The following is a 17,219-nucleotide window of genomic DNA, read 5'->3' as shown; positions in this document are numbered from 1 at the left end:
CCGGTGCGGGTTCTGGGTGCGGACGAGTCGTTGCGCGCCCTGCTCGCGCGCCAGCTGCTGCTCGAGCGTGCCGATCTGACGGTGCCGCGGGCCCTGCGCCGGCTGTGCGGGCTGCAGACCCAGCACGCGCCGTCGGGCTATCTGGGCCTGTACGCCCGGCTGGCGGAGTTCGACCGCGCCGACCTGACCGCGATGCTGCACGACGGCCGCGTCGTCCAGGCCTGGGCGATGCGCTCGACCATCCACATGCTGGCGCGCCGCGACCACGGCCCGTTCACGGCGGCCGTGCGCACGCAGCAGCGGGCCGGGTGGCTGCGGATGCACCGCGACGTCACCGACGCCGACATGGCCGCGGCCGCCCGGGCCGTGCGGGAGTTCCTGGCCGACGGCCCGCGCCGGCAGGCCGAGATCACCGCGGAGCTCGCCGCGCGTGGACTCCCCCCGGGGACGTTCCCGGGCGTCCAGCACTGGATCGGCCTGGTCCGCGTACCGCCCGCCGGGACCTGGGAGACACCGCGAGCCCACGTCTACGGCCTCGTCGACACCCGCGGCGGCCCGGTGTCGCCGGACCCGGAGACCGGCTCCGGCGAGGCGCAGGTCGAGCTCACCCGCCGCTACCTGAGCGCGTTCGGCCCCGCGTCGGCCCCGGACGTCGCCCGGTTCGCCGGCTGGCCGGTCGGTGTCGCGCGCACCGCGCTGGGGGAGCTGACCCTGCGCCGGTTCAGCGCCGAGGACGGCACCGAACTGGTCGACCTCCCGCGCGCCCCGCTGCCCGATCCGCGCACCCCCGCCCCGGTCCGCTTCCTCGGCCCGTTCGACGCCGTCCTGCTGCTCGGGCACGCCGCCCGCGCGCGGATCCTGCCCGCCGAGCACCGCCACCACGTGTTCGCGACGACGAAGCCGCGTTCCGCGCCGACCTTCCTGGTCGACGGGCGGGTCGCCGGCACCTGGACGTACCGGGACGGGTGCGTCGCCGTCGAGCCGTTCGCCGAGCTGACCGGTGATGACCGCCGGGCCGTCGACGAGGAGGCCGAGCGACTGACCGCCTGGCACGCGTCCTGACGGGATCCCGACGGCGGACGGCAGTATCTCGCTGGACGGCGCGTTCCTGCCGCGCCTATCGTCGGTCCATGCTGCGCAGCGTCTCCGTGCTGGTGCTCGACGAGCTGGCGATCTTCGAGTTCGGCGTGCTCTGCGAGGTGTTCGGCCTGGACCGTTCCGACGACGGGCTGCCCGCGTTCGACTGGTCGGTCTGCGGGGTCGAGGCGGGGCGGCCGCTGAGCACGAAGAGCGGCATCACGGTCACTCCCGAGCACGGTCTGGACGCGTTGCCCGGCGCCGACCTGGTCTGTGTCGCCGCGACCGCCCTGCGCGAGTTCCCGCCGGCCGCCCTCGACGCGCTGCGGGAGGCGAGCGCCCGCGGCGCGACGATCCTGTCGGTCTGCTCCGGGGTGTTCGTGCTCGGCGCCGCCGGCCTGCTCGACGGGCGCCGCTGCACCGTGCACTGGTTGCACGCCGACGAGCTGCGCCGTGCCCACCCGGAGGCGCTCGTGGAGGACGACGCCCTCTACGTCGACGACGGCGACCTCGTCACCGGCGCGGGCACCGCCGCCGGGATCGACGCCTGCCTGCACCTGGTCCGCCGCGAGCTCGGCGGTGTCGCCGCGAACGGCATCGCCCGCCGGATGGTCGTCCCGCCGCAGCGCGAGGGCGGCCAGCGGCAGTTCGTCGACCTGCCGGTGCCGGAGTGCACCGCGGACTCGCTCGCCCCGGTGCTCGCGTGGTTGCTGGAGAACCTGGACGGCGAGCACACGGTCGCTGCGCTGGCCCGGCGGGCGGCGATGTCCGAGCGGACCTTCGCCCGCCGGTTCGTCGAGGAGACCGGCACCACCCCGCACCGGTGGATCTCCGCGCAGCGGGTGCTGCACGCCCGCACCCTGCTGGAGGAGACCGACCTCGGGATGGACGCGGTCGCCGCCCGCTCCGGGTTCGGCACCGCGGCACTGCTGCGCCACCACTTCCGGCGGACCCTCGGCGTCGCCCCGGCCGACTACCGCAGCACGTTCCGCTGCAACCGGGACGCCCAGCCCGCGTGATCGCCTGCCCTGCGTGATCGATGGCCCTGCGTGAGCGGCGGCCCTGCGCGAGCGGGGCCCTGCGTGATCGATGGCCCTGCGTGATCGATGGCACAGCGGCGCGGGTCCCGGCGTACCGCGTCCCTGTCGCACGATGACGGGCATGACCGGAACGACAGCGCCGTCCAGCACCCACCGTCCCGGTCCCTCGACCCGTGAGCGGATGCGGTGGGCCCCGGTCGAGACCGGCCTCGGGATGGAGCCCGACCCGTCATCCTCCCGGGACCGGACGCGGTTGCGCGCCCCGCTGCACGACGGCGTCCGCACCGGCGACGGCCGGGTCCTGACCGTGCTGCCCGCGCTGCTCGCCGACTCCGGGATCGGCTACCTCGTCTACTCCACGGCGCGCCTGGACGCCGGGGCGCCCACCCTGGACCTGCGCATCGACCTCGCGGGTGCGCCCGCGCCGGACGCGCGCTGGCTCGTCGCCGAGCTGACCCTGTTGCACCTCGACGACGAGATCGGGGTCGGCCGGGCCGAGATGCGCGACGACACCGGTGTGCTGGTCGCGCACGCCGTCGTCACGATGGCGCTCACCGCCGTCCCGGACCGGCCGGGCGGGCTCGCGCGCCCCGGTGGGTCGATCGACCCGGATGCGGCGCCCCGCACCGACGGCACCGGCAGCACCGACGGCGCCGACTTCCGCTCGACGCTGCCGCCGTTCGACCCGGCCCGGCTCGCACCGGAGAACCTCGAGATCGACGACGCGACCGGTGACGCGGTGTTCACGCCCGGGCCCTCGACGGTGAACCTCAACGGGACCACGCACGGTGCGGTGCTCTCCGGGCTCGCACAGTCGGCGCAGGCGTCGCACCTGCGGCGGGCCGGTGCAGACCAGGTCCGGCCGCTGTCGCTGACCGTCGACTTCCTGCGCCCGGCCCATGTCGACACCACCCTGCGCGCGCGCTCCGAGATCGTCCGGGACGGCCGCCGGTTCTGGTCGGTGCGCACCGAGCTGTTGCTTCCCGACGGGCGTCCCGCGGTGCGCGCGGTGGGCGGGGGCCTCCGCACCGCGGGATGATCGCCCGCGGCGGGAGCTGCTGTTAGCGTCGTGACCATCCGTACACGGAGGTGCGATCGATGACGTCCCTGCCCGACCAGCGGCCCTATCGGGTCGCGGTGATCGGCTCCGGCCCGTCCGGCCTCTACACCGCAGAGGCCCTGCTCGAGGCGGACCCGGACGTGCACGTCGACGTGGTCGACCGGCTCCCCGCCCCCTACGGCCTGGTGCGCTACGGCGTCGCGCCCGATCACCTCAAGATGAAGTCGGTGATCCGCGCGCTGGTCTCCACGTTCGACGACGCCGCTCGGGTGCGGTTCCTCGGGAACACCCAGGTCGGCGACTCCGGCATCCCCGGTGAGATCCTGCGCGAGCACTACCACGCCGTCGTGCACGCCACGGGCAGCGCCGTCGACCGCGCGCTCGGCGTCGACGGTGAGGACCTGACCGGCTCGGTCGGCTCCGGCGCGTTCGTCTCCTGGTACTGCGGGCACCCCGATGCGGCGGGCCCGGGACCGGCGCTCGACCGGCCCGGGGTGGTCGTGGTCGGCGCCGGCAACGTCGCGATCGACGTGGCCCGGGTGCTCGCCCGCCCGGCCGAGGACCTGGCCGCCACCGACCTGCACGACACGGTGCTGGACCGGCTGCGCGACAGCGCCGTCACCGACGTGCACGTGCTGATCCGGCGCGGGCCGCAGCACGTCAGGTTCACCCCGGCCGAGCTGCGGGCGCTGGCGAAGCTCGACGACGTCGAGGTGCGCGTGCACGACGACGGCGTGCTCGCCGCCGGTGTGGAGGAGCCCGCGGAACGCCGGATGCGGCAGAACATCGAGACGCTCACCGCGTGGGCGGCCGACCCGCCCGGTGCAGGCGGGCGGCGCCGGATCCACCTGCGCTTCCTGCGCAGCCCGGTCCGGCTGATCGGCGACGACGGCGGCCGTGTCGCCGGCGTCGAGGTGCAGCGCAACGAGATCGGCGACGGTGACCGGGTCCGGGGGACGGGGGAGACCGAGGTGCTCGACGCCGGGCTGGTCGTCCGCGCCATCGGCTACGCCGGCGAACCGATCGCCGGGCTCCCCTTCGACGAGGCCACCGGCACCGTGCCGCACGATGCCGGGCGGGTGCTGCTGGGCGGGGAACCGGTGCGCGGCAGCTACGTGACCGGCTGGATCAAGCGCGGCCCCACCGGGGTGATCGGCACCAACAAGGCGGACGGCGCCGAGACCGCCGCCTCGGTGCTGGCCGACCTCCCCGGCCTGGCGTCGCCGCCCCGGCCGGGTGGCGACGCCGTGCTGGAACGCCTGCGCGAGTTCGGCCTCGAGCCGGTGCTGTGGGACGACTGGCAGCGCCTCGACGCCGCCGAGAAGGCGCTGGGGGAGCGGCGCGGCGGCACCGAACGGGTCAAGATCGCCGAGCGGGCGGCGATGCTGGATGCCGCCCGCGGGAGCCGGACCTCGCCCCGGTGAGGCCCGGGCGTCGGGCGTCGATCAGCACGCGCCCGGCGCCGACCAGTACGGGTCGGCGCCGGTCAGTACGGGTCGCTGATCAGTACGGGTCGACGGCCAGGACGCACGGCATCGCGAGCATCCGGCTCTCGAAGTCGGCGGCCTCGGCAGGCGTCATCGACATGGTGCAGATGACCGAGCCGTAGGCGACGCCCTCGCGGACATCGACGCAGAACTCCCGCAGGGTGCGGCCGCAGGTCTGCAGCGCGGTCGCGACCTGCATGGCGCCGTGCAGGCCGTCGCTGGTGACGACGGTGTGCCGGCGGGGCATCCGGGCCGCGATGTCCTCGGGCCTGCCGGAACCGGCGGGGAAGCTGAAGGTGGTCGGGCGGTCGGCGGTGATGCTCATGATGAGTGGGCTCCGTGCGTTGCGCGAGAAGATGCTCAGAACGCGAGCCAGGTCTCGGCATACGAGAGAGTGCGCCTGGGATCGGGCGCGGCGCGGCGGCAGCCTGGGTCAGCCGACGCGCAGTGTTACTACCGCGAGAAGTCGTGCGGCCGACACTGCGCTCGGAGCAGGGGTGTGCTCGACGGGGCGCATGCCGCTCACCGTAGCAAGCAGGTGGGGCCTGCGCCACACCGGAAGCCCGCACTAACCTGACCGGCGACCGATCGGCGCGTTGCGCCGGACCGCCGTCCCGAGGGGGAACCCCGCCGTGATCACCGCGATCGTCCTGGTGCACACCGCCGCCGACCGGATCCCCGAGACCGCGCAGGCGATCGCCGACCTCGACGGGGTCGCCGAGGTCTACTCGTGCGCCGGGGACGTCGACCTGATCGCGATCGTCAAGGTGCGCGAGCACGAGCAGCTCGCCGACATCATCGCGGGCCACCTCAGCAAGGTCGACGGCGTCGTCGGGACCGACACGCACATCGCCTTCCGGTCCTACTCCAAGGCCGACACCGACGTGGCCTACGCGATCGGTCTCGACTGACCGTGACCCCTGCGGTGCCGGCCGGCACCGCGCCGGGTCGACAGGACGACTCCGGTCAGCTGTTCGCCAGCGAGCTGGACAGGGCCGCCCAGCGGCTCAGCAGGTCCGCGCCGGCGCCGGAGTCGACCGCCCGGGTGACGGCGTCGAGGGCGTCGCCGATGGCCGTCGCCAGGTCGTCACCGACCCCGCGGTGCGCGGCCAGGGCCCCGGCGGCGTTGAGCAGCACGGCGTCGCGGACCGGGCCGGCCTTGCCGGCCAGCAGGTCCCGCACCACGGCGGCGTTCACGTCCGGGGTGCCGCCGCGCAGGTCCTCGGTGGTGGCCGGCCGCACACCCAGCGCGGCCGGGTCGAGGCGCTCCCGGCGCACCGTGCCGCCGTCGGCGATCCAGACCGTGCTCGTGGTGGTCGTGGTCAGCTCGTCCAGGCCGTCGTCGCCCCGCACCACCAGCACCGACTTGCCGCGCCGGGCGAACACCTCGGCCATCGTCGCGGCGTGCCGCGGCTCCGCGCAGCCGATCAGGCCGGTCGCCGGCTGGGCCGGGTTGGACAGCGGGCCGAGCAGGTTCATCGCCGTCGGGACGCCCAGCTCGCGCCGCACCCCGCCGGCGTAGCGCATGGCCGGGTGGAACGCCTGCGCGAAGCAGAACCCGATGCCCAGCTCCGCCACGCAGCGTTCCACCGCGGCCGGGGTCAGCTCGATCGCGACGCCGAGCGCCTCGAGCACGTCCGCCGTCCCGGACTGGGAGGACGCGGCCCGGCCGCCGTGCTTGACCACCGGCGCCCCGGCGGCCGCGACGACGATCGCCGCCATCGTGGAGATGTTGACCGTGTGTGCCTGGTCGCCACCGGTGCCGACGACGTCCACGGCGCGGCCGGGGACGTCCACCCGCAGCGCGTGCGCCAGCATCGCGTCGGCCATGCCCGAGATCTCGGCCGGTGTCTCGCCCTTCGCGCGCAGCGCGACGAGGAAGCCCGCGAGCTGCGCGGGTGTGGCCTCGCCGGCGAAGACCTGTCCCATCGCCCAGGTCGACTCCTCGGCGGTGACGTCCTCGCCGGCCATCAGGCGGCCGATCACGGAGGGCCAGGTCGATGCGCTCACGCGGTGGGGTGTCCTATTCGTTCTCGGTCAGTGTTCCGGCCCGGGAGCCGCGCAGCACCTGCGCGACCACCTCGGCGGCCTCGATCGGGTCGAGCGGGTGCACCAGCACCGCGTCCGCCTCCGACCACGTCGCCAGCCAGCGGTCGTCGCGGCGGCGGACGGTCAGCACGATCGGGGGACAGTCGACGATCTCGTGCCGCAGCTGTTTCGCCACGCCCATGCCACCGGTCGGCTGTGCCTCGCCGTCGAGGATCAGCAGGTCGGCCTCCCCTGCGTCGCAGGAAGCGAGGACGTCGGCGATGCCGGCGGCCTCGACGTACCGCACCCGGCCCACGTCCGGTGCCGGGCGTCGCCCGACCGAGTTGATGATGCCCTCACGGATCTCGGGCCGGTGGCTGTAGACCAGCACCGTGCTGGTCCCCGTCACCGATCCGGCCGCGCCGCCGATCTCTGCCGCTGCTCCGCTCGCCACGGGTGCGGATACTAGGGGAACGGGCCGCGACACCCGAACGTCGATCCGCGCAACACCCCCGGGACCGGGCTCGCGGGGGCACGCCGGCCGGTGCAGACGCCCTGATCATGGGCGCCGTTCGCCGATCGTGATGCGACAAGGGGTATCCCGACAAGCCGTAGAAGTTCGGCTCGGGTCATAATGCCGGGCGTGACGACAGCGGCACCCAACATCAGCGCGCGGATCCACTCGCTGAACCGACCCAACCTGGTCAGCATCGGCACCATCGTCTGGCTCTCCAGCGAGCTGATGTTCTTCGCCGGGCTGTTCGCGATGTACTTCACCGCGCGAGCGCAGAACGACGGCCCCTGGCCGCCGCCTCCGACGCACCTCAACGTCCCGTACGCGTTGACGATCACCATCATCCTGGTGGCGTCCTCGTTCACGTGCCAGTTCGGCGTGTTCGCGGCCGAGCGTGGGGACGTGTTCGGGCTGCGCCGGTGGTACCTGCTGACGCTGGCGATGGGGACGGTCTTCGTCCTCGGCCAGGGCTACGAGTACCTGGTCCTCGTCGAGGACGGCACCACCATGGCCTCCAGCGCCTACGGCTCGGTCTTCTACATGGCGACCGGCTTCCACGGCCTGCACGTCATCGGTGGTCTGATCGCCTTCGTCTACCTGATCATCCGCACGAAACTGAGCAAGTTCACCCCGGCACAGGCCACTGCAGCGATCGTCGTGTCCTACTACTGGCACTTCGTCGACGTGGTGTGGATCGGGCTGTTCGCCGTCATCTACTTCATCCGATAACGGGCAGTAGCGACTGCAGCCCGCTCCCGTCCCGAGACTCCCCACCCGCCACGACGTCGAGGTTGGAAGACCCCAGCGATGACCGAGAATCCCGAGGGCACAGCCCAGAATCCTCCACCGGGCAACCGGCCGGACCAGAAGCCCGGCGGCCGCCGTCCGCACGGCAAGATGCGCCGCCGGATCGCGGGCGCCCTCGCCATCGGTCTGGGCCTGTTGTCCGTCGGCTTCCTCTACGCCGCCTTCGCGCCCCAGCCGCAGGTCGCGCAGGCGCAGCCGGACGCCGCGCTGATCGCCAAGGGCGAGGAGCTCTACAACAACACCTGCATCACCTGTCACGGATCGAACCTGCAGGGTGAGGCGGACCGCGGACCGAGCCTGATCGGTGTCGGCGACGCGGCGGTCTACTTCCAGGTCTCCTCGGGTCGCATGCCGATGGCCCGCCAGGAGGCCCAGGCCGATCGCAAGCACCCGCTGCCGATCTTCGACCCGGAGACGGGCGAGGGCCGCGCGAACCTGGAGGCGCTGGGCGCCTACATCCAGGCCAACGGCGGCGGCCCGGTCACCCCGGCCGATCGGGGCGAGGCGCTGCGCGGTGACGACCCGGGGCGGGGCGGCGTGCTGTACCGCCTGAACTGCGCGTCGTGCCACAACTTCACCGGTGTCGGCGGCGCGCTGTCGTCCGGCAAGTACGCGCCGGCCCTGGCTCCGGCCAGCGAGTCGCAGATCTACACCGCGATGCAGACCGGTCCGCAGAACATGCCGCGGTTCTCCGACCAGCAGCTCACGCCGGAGGAGAAGCGCGACATCATCGCGTACATCAAGTCGGTCAACGGGACCAACCACCCGGGTGGCAACGCCCTGATGGGGCTCGGCCCGACGGCCGAGGGTGTCTTCATCTTCATGGTCGTCATGTCCGGGCTGGTCGGGTTCGCGATCTGGTTGGGGGCGAAGAGTTGAGCAGCGACGTCAGCACCGGGCCGGGCCGTCGCCCGACCCAGGAGGAGCTCGACGCGATGACGCCCGAGCAGCTGGCCCGACTGGCCGGTGAGCTCGACGACGTCGAGGTCGTGCACAACGCTCCGCCGCACCCGATCCCGGGGACCAGGGCGGAGAAGCGGGCCGAGCGTTCGGTCGCGCTGTGGTTCCTGATCTCTGCGCTGTCCGGGCTCGCGTTCCTGGTCGCCTTCATCTGGTGGCCGTGGGAGTACGTCAACGCCGGCGAGCCCGGCCACGAGATCTACTCGCTGTACACCCCGGTCATCGGGTTCACCTTCGGGTTCTCGATCCTCGCGCTGGGGATCGCGGTGATCCTGATGGTCAAGAAGCTGTGGCCGCACGAGGTCGCGGTGCAGCAGCGCCACGACGGCCGGTCGGACGAGGTCGACCGGCGCACGTTCATGGCGCAGCTGGCCGACGCGGGGGAGAAGAGCACGCTGGGCCGCCGCAAGCTGATCCTGCGCTCGGCCGGCCTGTCGGCCGCCGTGCTCGGGGTCGGCACCGGCGCCATCGCGCTCGGCGGGATCATCCGCAACCCGTGGGCCGCGGGGGAGGAGGCGCCGCTGTGGCACACCGGCTGGCGCCCCGAGGGCAACGAGACCGTGTACCTGCGTACCGACACCGGTATCGTCGGCGAGATCGCACGCGTGCGGCCCGAGGACATGGAGCCGGGTTCGATGATGACGGTCTTCCCCTTCCGGGAGAGTGAGCGCGGGCACGAGGAGGAGCTGCTGCACGCGCAGCGCGCCTCCGACGCGCCGGTCATGCTCATCCGCCTGCGCCCGGGCACGCAGGTGACGGCGCGGCCCGGCCAGGAGGACTTCAGCTACGGCGACTACTACGCCTGGTCGAAGGTCTGCACCCACCTCGGCTGCCCGACATCGCTGTACCAGGCACAGGACAACCGCATCCTGTGCCCCTGCCACCAGTCGCAGTTCCTGGCGACCCAGGACGCGGAGCCGGTCTTCGGCCCGGCCGCGCGTCCGTTGCCACAGCTGCCGATCACGGTGAACGAGGAGGGCTACTTCGTCGCCCGGAGCGACTTCGTGGAGCCCGTCGGACCCGCGTTCTGGGAGAGGCCGAAGACGACATGAGTTCGATCACCACGCCGACGTCCTCTTCGGGAGGGTCGTCCGCCAGAGCCGCTGAGGCTCTCGACCAGCTGGACCAGCGTTACCACCCGGCGGCCGGGCTGCGGAAGCAGTTCAACAAGGTCTTCCCGACCCACTGGTCGTTCATGCTGGGCGAGATCGCGCTCTACAGCTTCATCATCCTGCTGCTGTCGGGCACCTACCTGGGCCTGTTCTTCGACCCCTCGATGGAGGAGGTCGTCTACAACGGCCCGTACGACCCGCTCCGCGGCGTGCACATGTCGCGCGCCTACGAGTCCACCCTCGAGATCTCGTTCGAGGTCCGCGGCGGGTTGTTCATGCGCCAGCTGCACCACTGGGCGGCGCTGCTGTTCGTGGCCTCGATGATCATCCACATGTTCCGGGTGTTCTTCACCGGAGCGTTCCGCAAGCCGCGTGAGGCCAACTGGATCATCGGCATCGTGCTGATCCTGCTCGGCACCTTCGAGGGCTTCACCGGCTACGGCCTGCCGGACGACCTGCTCTCCGGTGTCGGTCTGCGGATCGCCTCGGGCATCACGCTGACCGTGCCGATCATGGGAACCTGGGTGCACTGGGCGCTGTTCGGCGGCGAGTTCCCGGGTACGGAGATCATCCCGAGGCTCTACATCATCCACGTGCTGGTGCTGCCCGGGATCATCCTCGCGCTGATCGCGGTGCACCTGGGTCTGGTGTGGTACCAGAAGCACACCCAGTTCCCCGGTCCCGGCCGGACCGAGAAGAACGTGGTCGGCGTGCGGATCCTTCCGCAGTTCGCGGCCAAGGGCGGTGCCTTCTTCGCGGTCGTCGCCGGCGTGCTGGCCCTGATCTCCGGTCTGTTCCAGATCAACGGGGTCTGGACGCTCGGCCCGTACGACGCCTCGCACATCTCCGCGGGATCGCAGCCCGACTTCTACATGCTGTGGTCCGAGGGCATGGGCCGGATCTTCCCGCCGTGGGAGTTCTACCTCTTCGGGACCTACACGATCCCGTCCGCGTTCATCCCGACCGCGGGCTTCCTGCCGGTGCTGTTCGTGCTGGCGGGGGCCTATCCGTCCATCGAGCGCCGGTTCACCGGCGACGACGCGCTGCACAACCTGCTGCAGCGCCCGCGGGACGTCCCGGTCCGCACGGCGCTGGGCGCGATGGGGATCACGTTCTACCTGTGGCTCGTGATGTGCGGGTTCAACGACTGGATCTCGTACTTCTTCCACATCTCGCTGAACGCGACGACCTGGGCCGGCCGGCTGGGCCTGATGATCCTGCCGCCGATCGTGTACTGGGTCACCTACCGCTGGTGCCTCGGACTGCAGAAGTCGGACCGCGCGGTGCTCGAGCACGGCATCGAGACCGGCATCATCAAGCGGCTGCCGCACGGCGAGTTCATCGAGGTGCACCAGCCGCTGGCCGGTGTCGACTCGCACGGGCACCCGATCGAGCTGGCCTACCAGGGCACCTCGGTGCCCAAGCGGATGAACCAGCTGGGCTCGGCAGGCGAGCCGGTCCCCGGTTCGATGCTGTCGCCGGACCCGGCCGACGAGTCGCGCGCTCTGGCCCAGGCCCAGCACGAGGCGCACGAGCGGGAGCTGGCCGAGCGCGACGAGCGGGCGGCCGCCCGCCGCGAGCTCGAGTCGCGCCGCGAGGAGCTCGCCGGTCGCCCGGACGACGGTGGTCGTCCGCAGCAGCCGACCGAGTGACCGTCCGGTGACGCGGTACTAGCGCCACACCGACGACGAGGCCCCGGGCCGGAGCACCCGCTCCGCCCGGGGCCTCGTCGTGTCAGCGGTCGTGGTCAGCGGTAGTGGTCGGAGGCCGTAACCGGAAGTCGTAGTCGGAGGCGCAGTCGGAGTTCGTGGCCGGGCGTCGTGGCCGGACGTGGTGGTCGGAGGCCGGCTCAGACGGTGCGGGCCGGTTCGTCCGGGGCGTGGTCGCCGGTGCGGTGGGATGCCTCGCGGGCGCGCTCGGCCCAGGCCCGCCACGGGCCGGCGCCGTGTGCGGGTTCGGCCCAGGACGGCGTGCTGTACACCAGGCGGGTGCCCCCGCCGGTGAGCCAGCGGTACAGCAGCCGGACCTCCTCGGGCGGGGCCCCGCGCAGCGGTCCGGGCCCGGGCAGCACGGTCTGCGCCCCCGCGCGCAGCGCCTCCACCACCGGCATCGGGCGGACCCCGCGCGGCGCGTTCCCCGCGGCGGCGAGGCGCCCGTACCGCAGGACGGCGAGCTCCCAGCCGCCGGAGCCGTCCGGCCGGGCCCCGACGACCTCCTCGAGCGACGCGAGCCCGGCCAGCGTGCCCGCACGGTCGACGCCGGAGGCGAGCGCGGCCAGCCGGTCGCGGACCCGGGCCGCGGACTCGTAGCGGCCGTCCGCGGAGCGGGTGTCGACGGCCGCGGCGAGGGTGCGCAGCGGGGCGTCGTCGCGGCCCGCGACGAGATCGAGCCACGAGTCGACCGCGGGTGCGTAGTCGTCGGGCGGCTGCAGCCCGGCGCACGGCGCGGCACAGCGGCCCAGCTCGTGCAGCGCGCAGGGGGTGGCGGACGGCCGGCGGGCCGGGATCCGGATCGTGCACCGGCGCAGCGGCACCGCCTCCAGCGCGGCGTCGAGGACCTCGGTCGCGGCACTGCGGGACGTGAACGGCCCCAGCGCCCCCTCGCGCGGCGTCGACACGACCGAGAGGCGGGGGAACGCCTCGGCGGTCGGCGCCACCCACCAGCTCCGGCCCGGGTTGCGGGAACGCCGGTTGTAGCGGGGGCGGTGCGCCGCGATCAGCCGCAGCTCGCGGACCGAGGCCTCCAGCGCGTGGGCACAGACGACGGTGTCGACCCGTTCGGCCTGGGCCACCATGTCCCGGACCCGGCGCCGCCGCTCCCCGGCGGTGAAGTACGACCGGACCCGGCGGTGCAGGTCGCCGCTGGTGCCGACGTAGAGCACCTCGTCGCCCCCGCCGCGGAACAGGTACACCCCCGGGGCCGACGGCACGCCGTTCGCGAGGTGCCTGCGCTGCCGCTGCGCCGTGGTCGGGCGGTGCGGCGCCCGGTCCTTCACCAGTGCGACGAGCTCCTCCAGGCTCTGCACCCCGAGGTTCCCGATCCGTTCGAGCAGGTGGTGCAGCACCTCGACGGTGGCCCGTGCGTCGGTGAGCGCCCGGTGGTCCGGCGTGGTGGTGCAGCCGAAGTGCTCGGCGAGGGCACCGAGCCGGACGCTGGGGCACTCGCTGCGCGGGAGCACCGCCCGGGCGAGCCGGGCGGTGCACAGGATCGGGGGCGTGGGCCACGGGCGCTCGTGGCGCTCGCACGCGGCACGCAGGAACCCGGTGTCGAACGGGGCGTTGTGCGCGACCAGCACCGAGCCCTGCAGCAGGTCCAGCACCGACGGGAGTACCGCGCCGAGTGGCGGTGCCCCGGCGAGCATCCCGTTCGTGATCCCGGTCAGGCGGGTGATGTCGGCCGGAATCCGCGCTCCCGGATCGACCAGTGTCGACAGCTCACCGATCCGTTGCCCTCCGCGGACCAGGACCGCTCCGACCTCGGTGATGGCGTCGGTCCGGTGGCTGCCGCCGGTGGTCTCCAGGTCGAGGACGCAGAACGTGACGTCGCGCAGCGGTGTGCCCAGCTCGTCGAACGCGAGCTGCGGGGAGCAGGTGGTCACTCGCGCACGGTAGCGCCGGGGCCCGACAGTATGTTCGAAGGCCGCCGGGCCGGGCCCGGGCAGCGCGGGGCGTCGGCGTGCTGCCGCGGTCGGGGATAGCCTGGACCGATGGCGCACGACGACGGAGGGGCACCGGGCCCCACGGGCACCGGCGCCCCGTCGTGTCCGGAGCCGGAGCCGGAGCCGGATGCTGCGGGGCAGCCCTGCGCCGGAGCCGGAGCCGGGGCCGGGGCCGGGGCGGGTGACCCCTGGCCGCCGTTGCCGTCCCCGCTGCGTGCGCGGCTGGCCGAGATCGCCGGCATCGCCCTGGGCGGTCTGTCGCCGACCGAGGTGCCCCCGCCGCTGCGCCGGTTCGCCAAGTTCACCCCCGCCAAGCGGGCCCGTCTCGGCGGCCACCTCCTGGTCACCCGGCTCGAGCAGGATGCCGCCTTCCGGGCGGTGGTCGTCGCGTGGTGGGCCGAGCACCGGCCGGGCGAGCTGGAGCTTCCCGACCGCGAGGAACCCGCCGATCCCGCCGACCCGTCCGGGGACCTCCCCGCGCCGGTGGACAAGCTCGACGCGGCGGCGGTCGCGCTGCTGACCGGTGATCCGCTGGCCGCTCGCCGGGTCGCCGAGGTCGAGCAGTCCGGTGACCTGTCCGCGCTGCGTGCCGAGCGGGACGAGGCGCTCGCGAAGGTCGACAAGGTCACCGCCGAGCTCGAACGGGTGCGGGCCGAGCTCGGCGAGGAACGCGAGCAGGCGCAGGCGCTCGTCGCCGACCGCGAGGCGGAGTACCAGCAGATGCGGCGCCGGGTCAGCGAGCAGGGTGCGAAGCTGCGCTCCGCCCTCGACGCCCGCGCCGAGCTGGAGGCCGAGGTCGCCCGGCTGCGTGCCGGTGCCGACGACCGGTTGGCGCAGGCGCGTGCGGAGTGCGAGACCGAGCGGGAGCGCGCCGAGCAGGAGCACCGCCGGGCCGAGTCCGCCGCCCGGGAGGTCGCCGCCGCCCGGCAGGCCGCACGCGATGCCCGGCGTGGCGACGAGGTGCGCCTGGAACTGCTGCTGGACACCGTCGGGGGTGCGATCGCGGGGCTGCGCCGGGAGCTCGACATCGGCGCCGGCGGGCCGCGGCCGGCCGACTTCGTCGCGGGAACGGTGGGGACCGCAGGCGACGGCGCGGCCGTCAGCGGCCGGGCCGGGGTCCCGGTCGACGGGCTCGCCGCGCTGGACACGCTGCTCGCCGTGCCGTCGGTGCACCTGATCGTCGACGGCTACAACGTCAGCAAGACCGGCTACCCGGACCTGCCGCTCGCCGACCAGCGATCCCGGCTGGTGGGTCAGCTGGGAGCCCTCGGCGCCCGCACCGGCGTCGAGATCACGGTGGTGTTCGACGGCGCGGCCGTCAGCGCGGCGCCGCTGCGCGGAACTCGCGGGGTCCGCGTCCTGTTCAGCGAGGCCGGGGTGATCGCCGACGACGTGGTGCGCGACCTGGTCGCCGCCGAGCCGTGCGGTCGCCCGCTGCTCGTCGCCACCTCGGACCAGGAGGTCGTGCGGTCGGTGCGGCGGCGCGGGGCGCACACCGTGCCCTCCGCCGTCCTGCTGCGCCGGCTGGGCGGCTGAGCAGGGGCTCCGCGGCTCACCTTGCGTCACAGTAGCTCACCCCGCGTCACGGCGGCTCACCCTGCGTCACGGTGGCGCTGCGTACGTGGCGGCACCGCCGGCACCGGCAGCATCGGTCGGTCCGCCGCGGTGCCCGGCCCGGGACGGGCCGGTTCCACCAGCCGCAGGTGCGGGATCAGGCCGTGGTCGGCGAGTACCTGCAGGGCGCGGCGTTCGGGTTCGGCGAACTCGACCGGCCCGCCCACCGGGCCGCCGGCGCTCACGGCGACCTCGGCGGACAGGTCGACCGGCAGGTACGGGATCGGGCGGTCGATCTCGGGCACGTTCATGAGCACACCGATCACGCAGTCACCGCAGGCGGTGCCGCGGACCTCGCAGCGGTCGCAGTCGACGAGCATGGTGCCTCCCTCGTGGAGCTTTCGTGCGATCGCCGCGGACGCTAGGGGAGGGGTCCGACAGAATGCGGGCGCCGGAGCCCCACGGGCTCCTGCGAGGTTCTCGTTGCCGATCCGTAACCGTGCACCGTCCGCGCTCGTTGATCCGGGCAGCAGGACGTCCTCACCGGTCGTGCCGCCGGATGATCCCCGTCATCCCGGCCGGCCCGGCCCGGTGCTCCCGCCCCGACGGGAGTACCCCGGAGCACCGGTGGGGCCGAGCGGTCCGTCCGCTCCCCGAGGCCGGACGGCGGCCCGCGTCCCCGGCGCGTCCCGACGCGTGCGGCGCCGCCGTCCCGGTCCCTCGGGTGTGGTGCCCGGCCGATACGGTCGGCGGCCGTGGCGCGCACGCTGCTGGTGACCAACGACTTCCCGCCGCGTCCCGGCGGGATCCAGAGCTACCTGCACGATCTCGCCCGCGCGCTGCCGCCCGGTGAGCTGGTCGTCTACGCGCCCGCGTGGCGCGGGGACCGGGAGTTCGACGCGACGCTCCCGTTCCCGGTGCACCGGCATCCGACCTCGGTGATGCTCCCGGTCCCCGGTGTCGCACGGCGCGCCGCGGGTCTCGCCCGCGAGCACGGCGCGGATGCCGTCTGGTTCGGGGCCGCCGCCCCGCTGGGGCTGCTCGGGCCGTACCTGCGGCGCCGGGCCGGGATCGCCCGCGTCGTCGCGACCACGCACGGACACGAGGTCGGCTGGTCGATGCTGCCCGGCGCCCGGCACGCCCTGCGCCGGATCGGATCCGACGCCGACGTCGTCACGACCGTCTCCCGCTGGACCCGCGACCGGTTCGCCGCCGCGTTCGGCCCGGACGCCGCGCTGGAGCCGCTGCCGCCTCCGGTGGACACCACCCGCTTCGCCCCCGACCCGGCCGCCCGCGCCGCGATCCGCGAGCGGTACGGCCTGGGTGACGCACCGGTCGTCAGCTGCGTGTCCCGGCTGGTGCCGCGCAAGGGACAGGACGTGCTGGTCGCGGCGCTGCCGCGGATCCGGGAACGCGTGCCCGGCACCCGGCTGCTGCTGGTCGGCGGCGGCCCGTACCGGGACCGGCTGCAGCACCTGGCCGACCGGCACGGGGTGGGTGACGCCGTCGTACTGACCGGTGGGGTCCCGTCCGGTGAGCTGGCCGCACACCATGCGGCCGGTGACGTCTTCGCGCTGCCCTGCCGCACGCACCTCGGCGGCCTGGACGTCGAGGGCCTGGGCATCGCCCTGCTGGAGGCGGCGGCGTCCGGCCTGCCGGTCGTCGCGGGGGACTCGGGCGGGGCGCCGGAGACCGTCGAGGAGGGCGTCACCGGGTACGTCGTCGGTGGCCGGGACGTGGCGGCGCTCGCCTGCCGGGTCGCCGATCTGCTGACCGACCCGCGGCGGGCGGCGGCGATGGGCCGGGCCGGTCGCGAGCGGGTGCGCCGGGTCTGGGGCGGCCCGGCGTCCGCGGCCCGCCTGCGGTCCTTCCTGCAGCCCGGCTGAGCTGAGCGCAGCGTGCGGAGCGAACATCGGCGCGGA

Annotated in this window: 16 protein-coding genes; 11 read left to right on the top strand and 5 right to left on the bottom strand. The window is 74.0% G+C overall.

The annotated features are described in order from the left end of the window. Positions 1-3: 3 nt before the first annotated feature. The 4 genes from JOF36_RS25070 (at position 4) to JOF36_RS25055 (ending at position 4,601) form a co-directional block, all read left to right on the top strand. Positions 4-1,062 (top strand): winged helix DNA-binding domain-containing protein, encoded by a 1,059-nt coding sequence (locus JOF36_RS25070; RefSeq protein ID WP_210031320.1) that lies wholly within the window; start codon positions 4-6, stop codon positions 1,060-1,062. A 68-nt stretch (positions 1,063-1,130) separates the two neighbouring features. Continuing rightward, the gene (locus tag JOF36_RS25065) at positions 1,131-2,096 is read left to right on the top strand and encodes a helix-turn-helix domain-containing protein (RefSeq protein WP_210031317.1); all 966 of its coding nucleotides are present in this window, start codon (positions 1,131-1,133) and stop codon (positions 2,094-2,096) included. A 142-nt stretch (positions 2,097-2,238) separates the two neighbouring features. Further along, complete coding sequence (locus JOF36_RS25060) at positions 2,239-3,156, top strand: PaaI family thioesterase (protein ID WP_210031315.1); 918 nt, start codon at positions 2,239-2,241, stop codon at positions 3,154-3,156. Between the two features lie 59 nt (positions 3,157-3,215). After that, on the top strand, positions 3,216-4,601 hold the full coding sequence (locus JOF36_RS25055) for an FAD-dependent oxidoreductase (RefSeq protein WP_210031301.1): 1,386 nt from the start codon (positions 3,216-3,218) through the stop codon (positions 4,599-4,601). Positions 4,602-4,680: 79 nt separating this feature from the next. Here JOF36_RS25055 and JOF36_RS25050 read toward each other — a convergent pair whose 3' ends face one another. Continuing rightward, positions 4,681-4,989: a hypothetical protein gene (locus tag JOF36_RS25050; protein ID WP_210031300.1), complete on the bottom strand. Its 309-nt coding sequence runs from the start codon at positions 4,987-4,989 to the stop codon at positions 4,681-4,683. Between the two features lie 307 nt (positions 4,990-5,296). On the opposite strand from JOF36_RS25050, the gene JOF36_RS25045 reads away from it, so the two are divergent. Further along, positions 5,297-5,575 carry an Lrp/AsnC family transcriptional regulator gene (locus tag JOF36_RS25045; RefSeq protein WP_210031298.1) on the top strand — a complete coding sequence of 93 codons (279 nt, stop codon included), beginning with the start codon at positions 5,297-5,299 and terminating at the stop codon, positions 5,573-5,575. A gap of 55 nt (positions 5,576-5,630) precedes the next feature. Here JOF36_RS25045 and trpD read toward each other — a convergent pair whose 3' ends face one another. Together trpD and JOF36_RS25035 are read right to left on the bottom strand one after the other, a co-directional pair. Next, positions 5,631-6,674 carry an anthranilate phosphoribosyltransferase gene (gene trpD / locus JOF36_RS25040; RefSeq protein WP_307862584.1) on the bottom strand — a complete coding sequence of 348 codons (1,044 nt, stop codon included), beginning with the start codon at positions 6,672-6,674 and terminating at the stop codon, positions 5,631-5,633. 13 nt (positions 6,675-6,687) lie between these two features. Continuing rightward, on the bottom strand, positions 6,688-7,083 hold the full coding sequence (locus JOF36_RS25035) for a response regulator transcription factor (RefSeq protein ID WP_372447462.1): 396 nt from the start codon (positions 7,081-7,083) through the stop codon (positions 6,688-6,690). Positions 7,084-7,326: 243 nt separating this feature from the next. On the opposite strand from JOF36_RS25035, the gene ctaE reads away from it, so the two are divergent. The 4 genes from ctaE to qcrB all read left to right on the top strand — a co-directional run bounded on the left by ctaE (position 7,327) and on the right by qcrB (position 11,737). Then, the gene (ctaE, locus tag JOF36_RS25030) at positions 7,327-7,935 is read left to right on the top strand and encodes an aa3-type cytochrome oxidase subunit III (RefSeq protein ID WP_210031296.1); all 609 of its coding nucleotides are present in this window, start codon (positions 7,327-7,329) and stop codon (positions 7,933-7,935) included. Between the two features lie 168 nt (positions 7,936-8,103). After that, complete coding sequence (gene qcrC / locus JOF36_RS25025; protein WP_210036227.1) at positions 8,104-8,892, top strand: cytochrome bc1 complex diheme cytochrome c subunit; 789 nt, start codon at positions 8,104-8,106, stop codon at positions 8,890-8,892. Next, the gene (qcrA, locus tag JOF36_RS25020; RefSeq protein ID WP_281071738.1) at positions 8,889-10,025 is read left to right on the top strand and encodes a cytochrome bc1 complex Rieske iron-sulfur subunit; all 1,137 of its coding nucleotides are present in this window, start codon (positions 8,889-8,891) and stop codon (positions 10,023-10,025) included. Before qcrC ends, qcrA begins: the two co-directional genes overlap by 4 nt. Continuing rightward, a complete protein-coding gene (gene qcrB, locus JOF36_RS25015) occupies positions 10,022-11,737 on the top strand; it encodes a cytochrome bc1 complex cytochrome b subunit (RefSeq protein ID WP_210031295.1) in 1,716 nt (571 codons plus the stop codon). The genes qcrA and qcrB overlap by 4 nt, the downstream gene beginning before the upstream one ends. Before the next feature lie 197 nt (positions 11,738-11,934). On the opposite strand, the gene JOF36_RS25010 is transcribed toward qcrB, so the two are convergent. Beyond that, complete coding sequence (locus tag JOF36_RS25010; protein WP_210031293.1) at positions 11,935-13,683, bottom strand: DEDD exonuclease domain-containing protein; 1,749 nt, start codon at positions 13,681-13,683, stop codon at positions 11,935-11,937. Positions 13,684-13,791: 108 nt separating this feature from the next. Between JOF36_RS25010 and JOF36_RS25005 the strand changes: the two genes are divergently transcribed. Further along, complete coding sequence (locus tag JOF36_RS25005; RefSeq protein WP_210031285.1) at positions 13,792-15,279, top strand: NYN domain-containing protein; 1,488 nt, start codon at positions 13,792-13,794, stop codon at positions 15,277-15,279. A gap of 56 nt (positions 15,280-15,335) precedes the next feature. Here JOF36_RS25005 and JOF36_RS25000 read toward each other — a convergent pair whose 3' ends face one another. Further along, the gene (locus JOF36_RS25000) at positions 15,336-15,677 is read right to left on the bottom strand and encodes a hypothetical protein (protein ID WP_210031284.1); all 342 of its coding nucleotides are present in this window, start codon (positions 15,675-15,677) and stop codon (positions 15,336-15,338) included. A 375-nt stretch (positions 15,678-16,052) separates the two neighbouring features. Here JOF36_RS25000 and JOF36_RS24995 point away from each other — a divergent pair, with 375 nt between their 5' ends. Further along, the gene (locus JOF36_RS24995; protein ID WP_210031283.1) at positions 16,053-17,183 is read left to right on the top strand and encodes a glycosyltransferase family 4 protein; all 1,131 of its coding nucleotides are present in this window, start codon (positions 16,053-16,055) and stop codon (positions 17,181-17,183) included. Positions 17,184-17,219: the final 36 nt, after the last annotated feature.

The sequence above is a fragment of the Pseudonocardia parietis genome, from assembly GCF_017876315.1.
Lineage (GTDB): Bacteria > Actinomycetota > Actinomycetes > Mycobacteriales > Pseudonocardiaceae > Pseudonocardia > Pseudonocardia parietis.
This window is presented reverse-complemented; position numbering and strand designations above follow the sequence as displayed.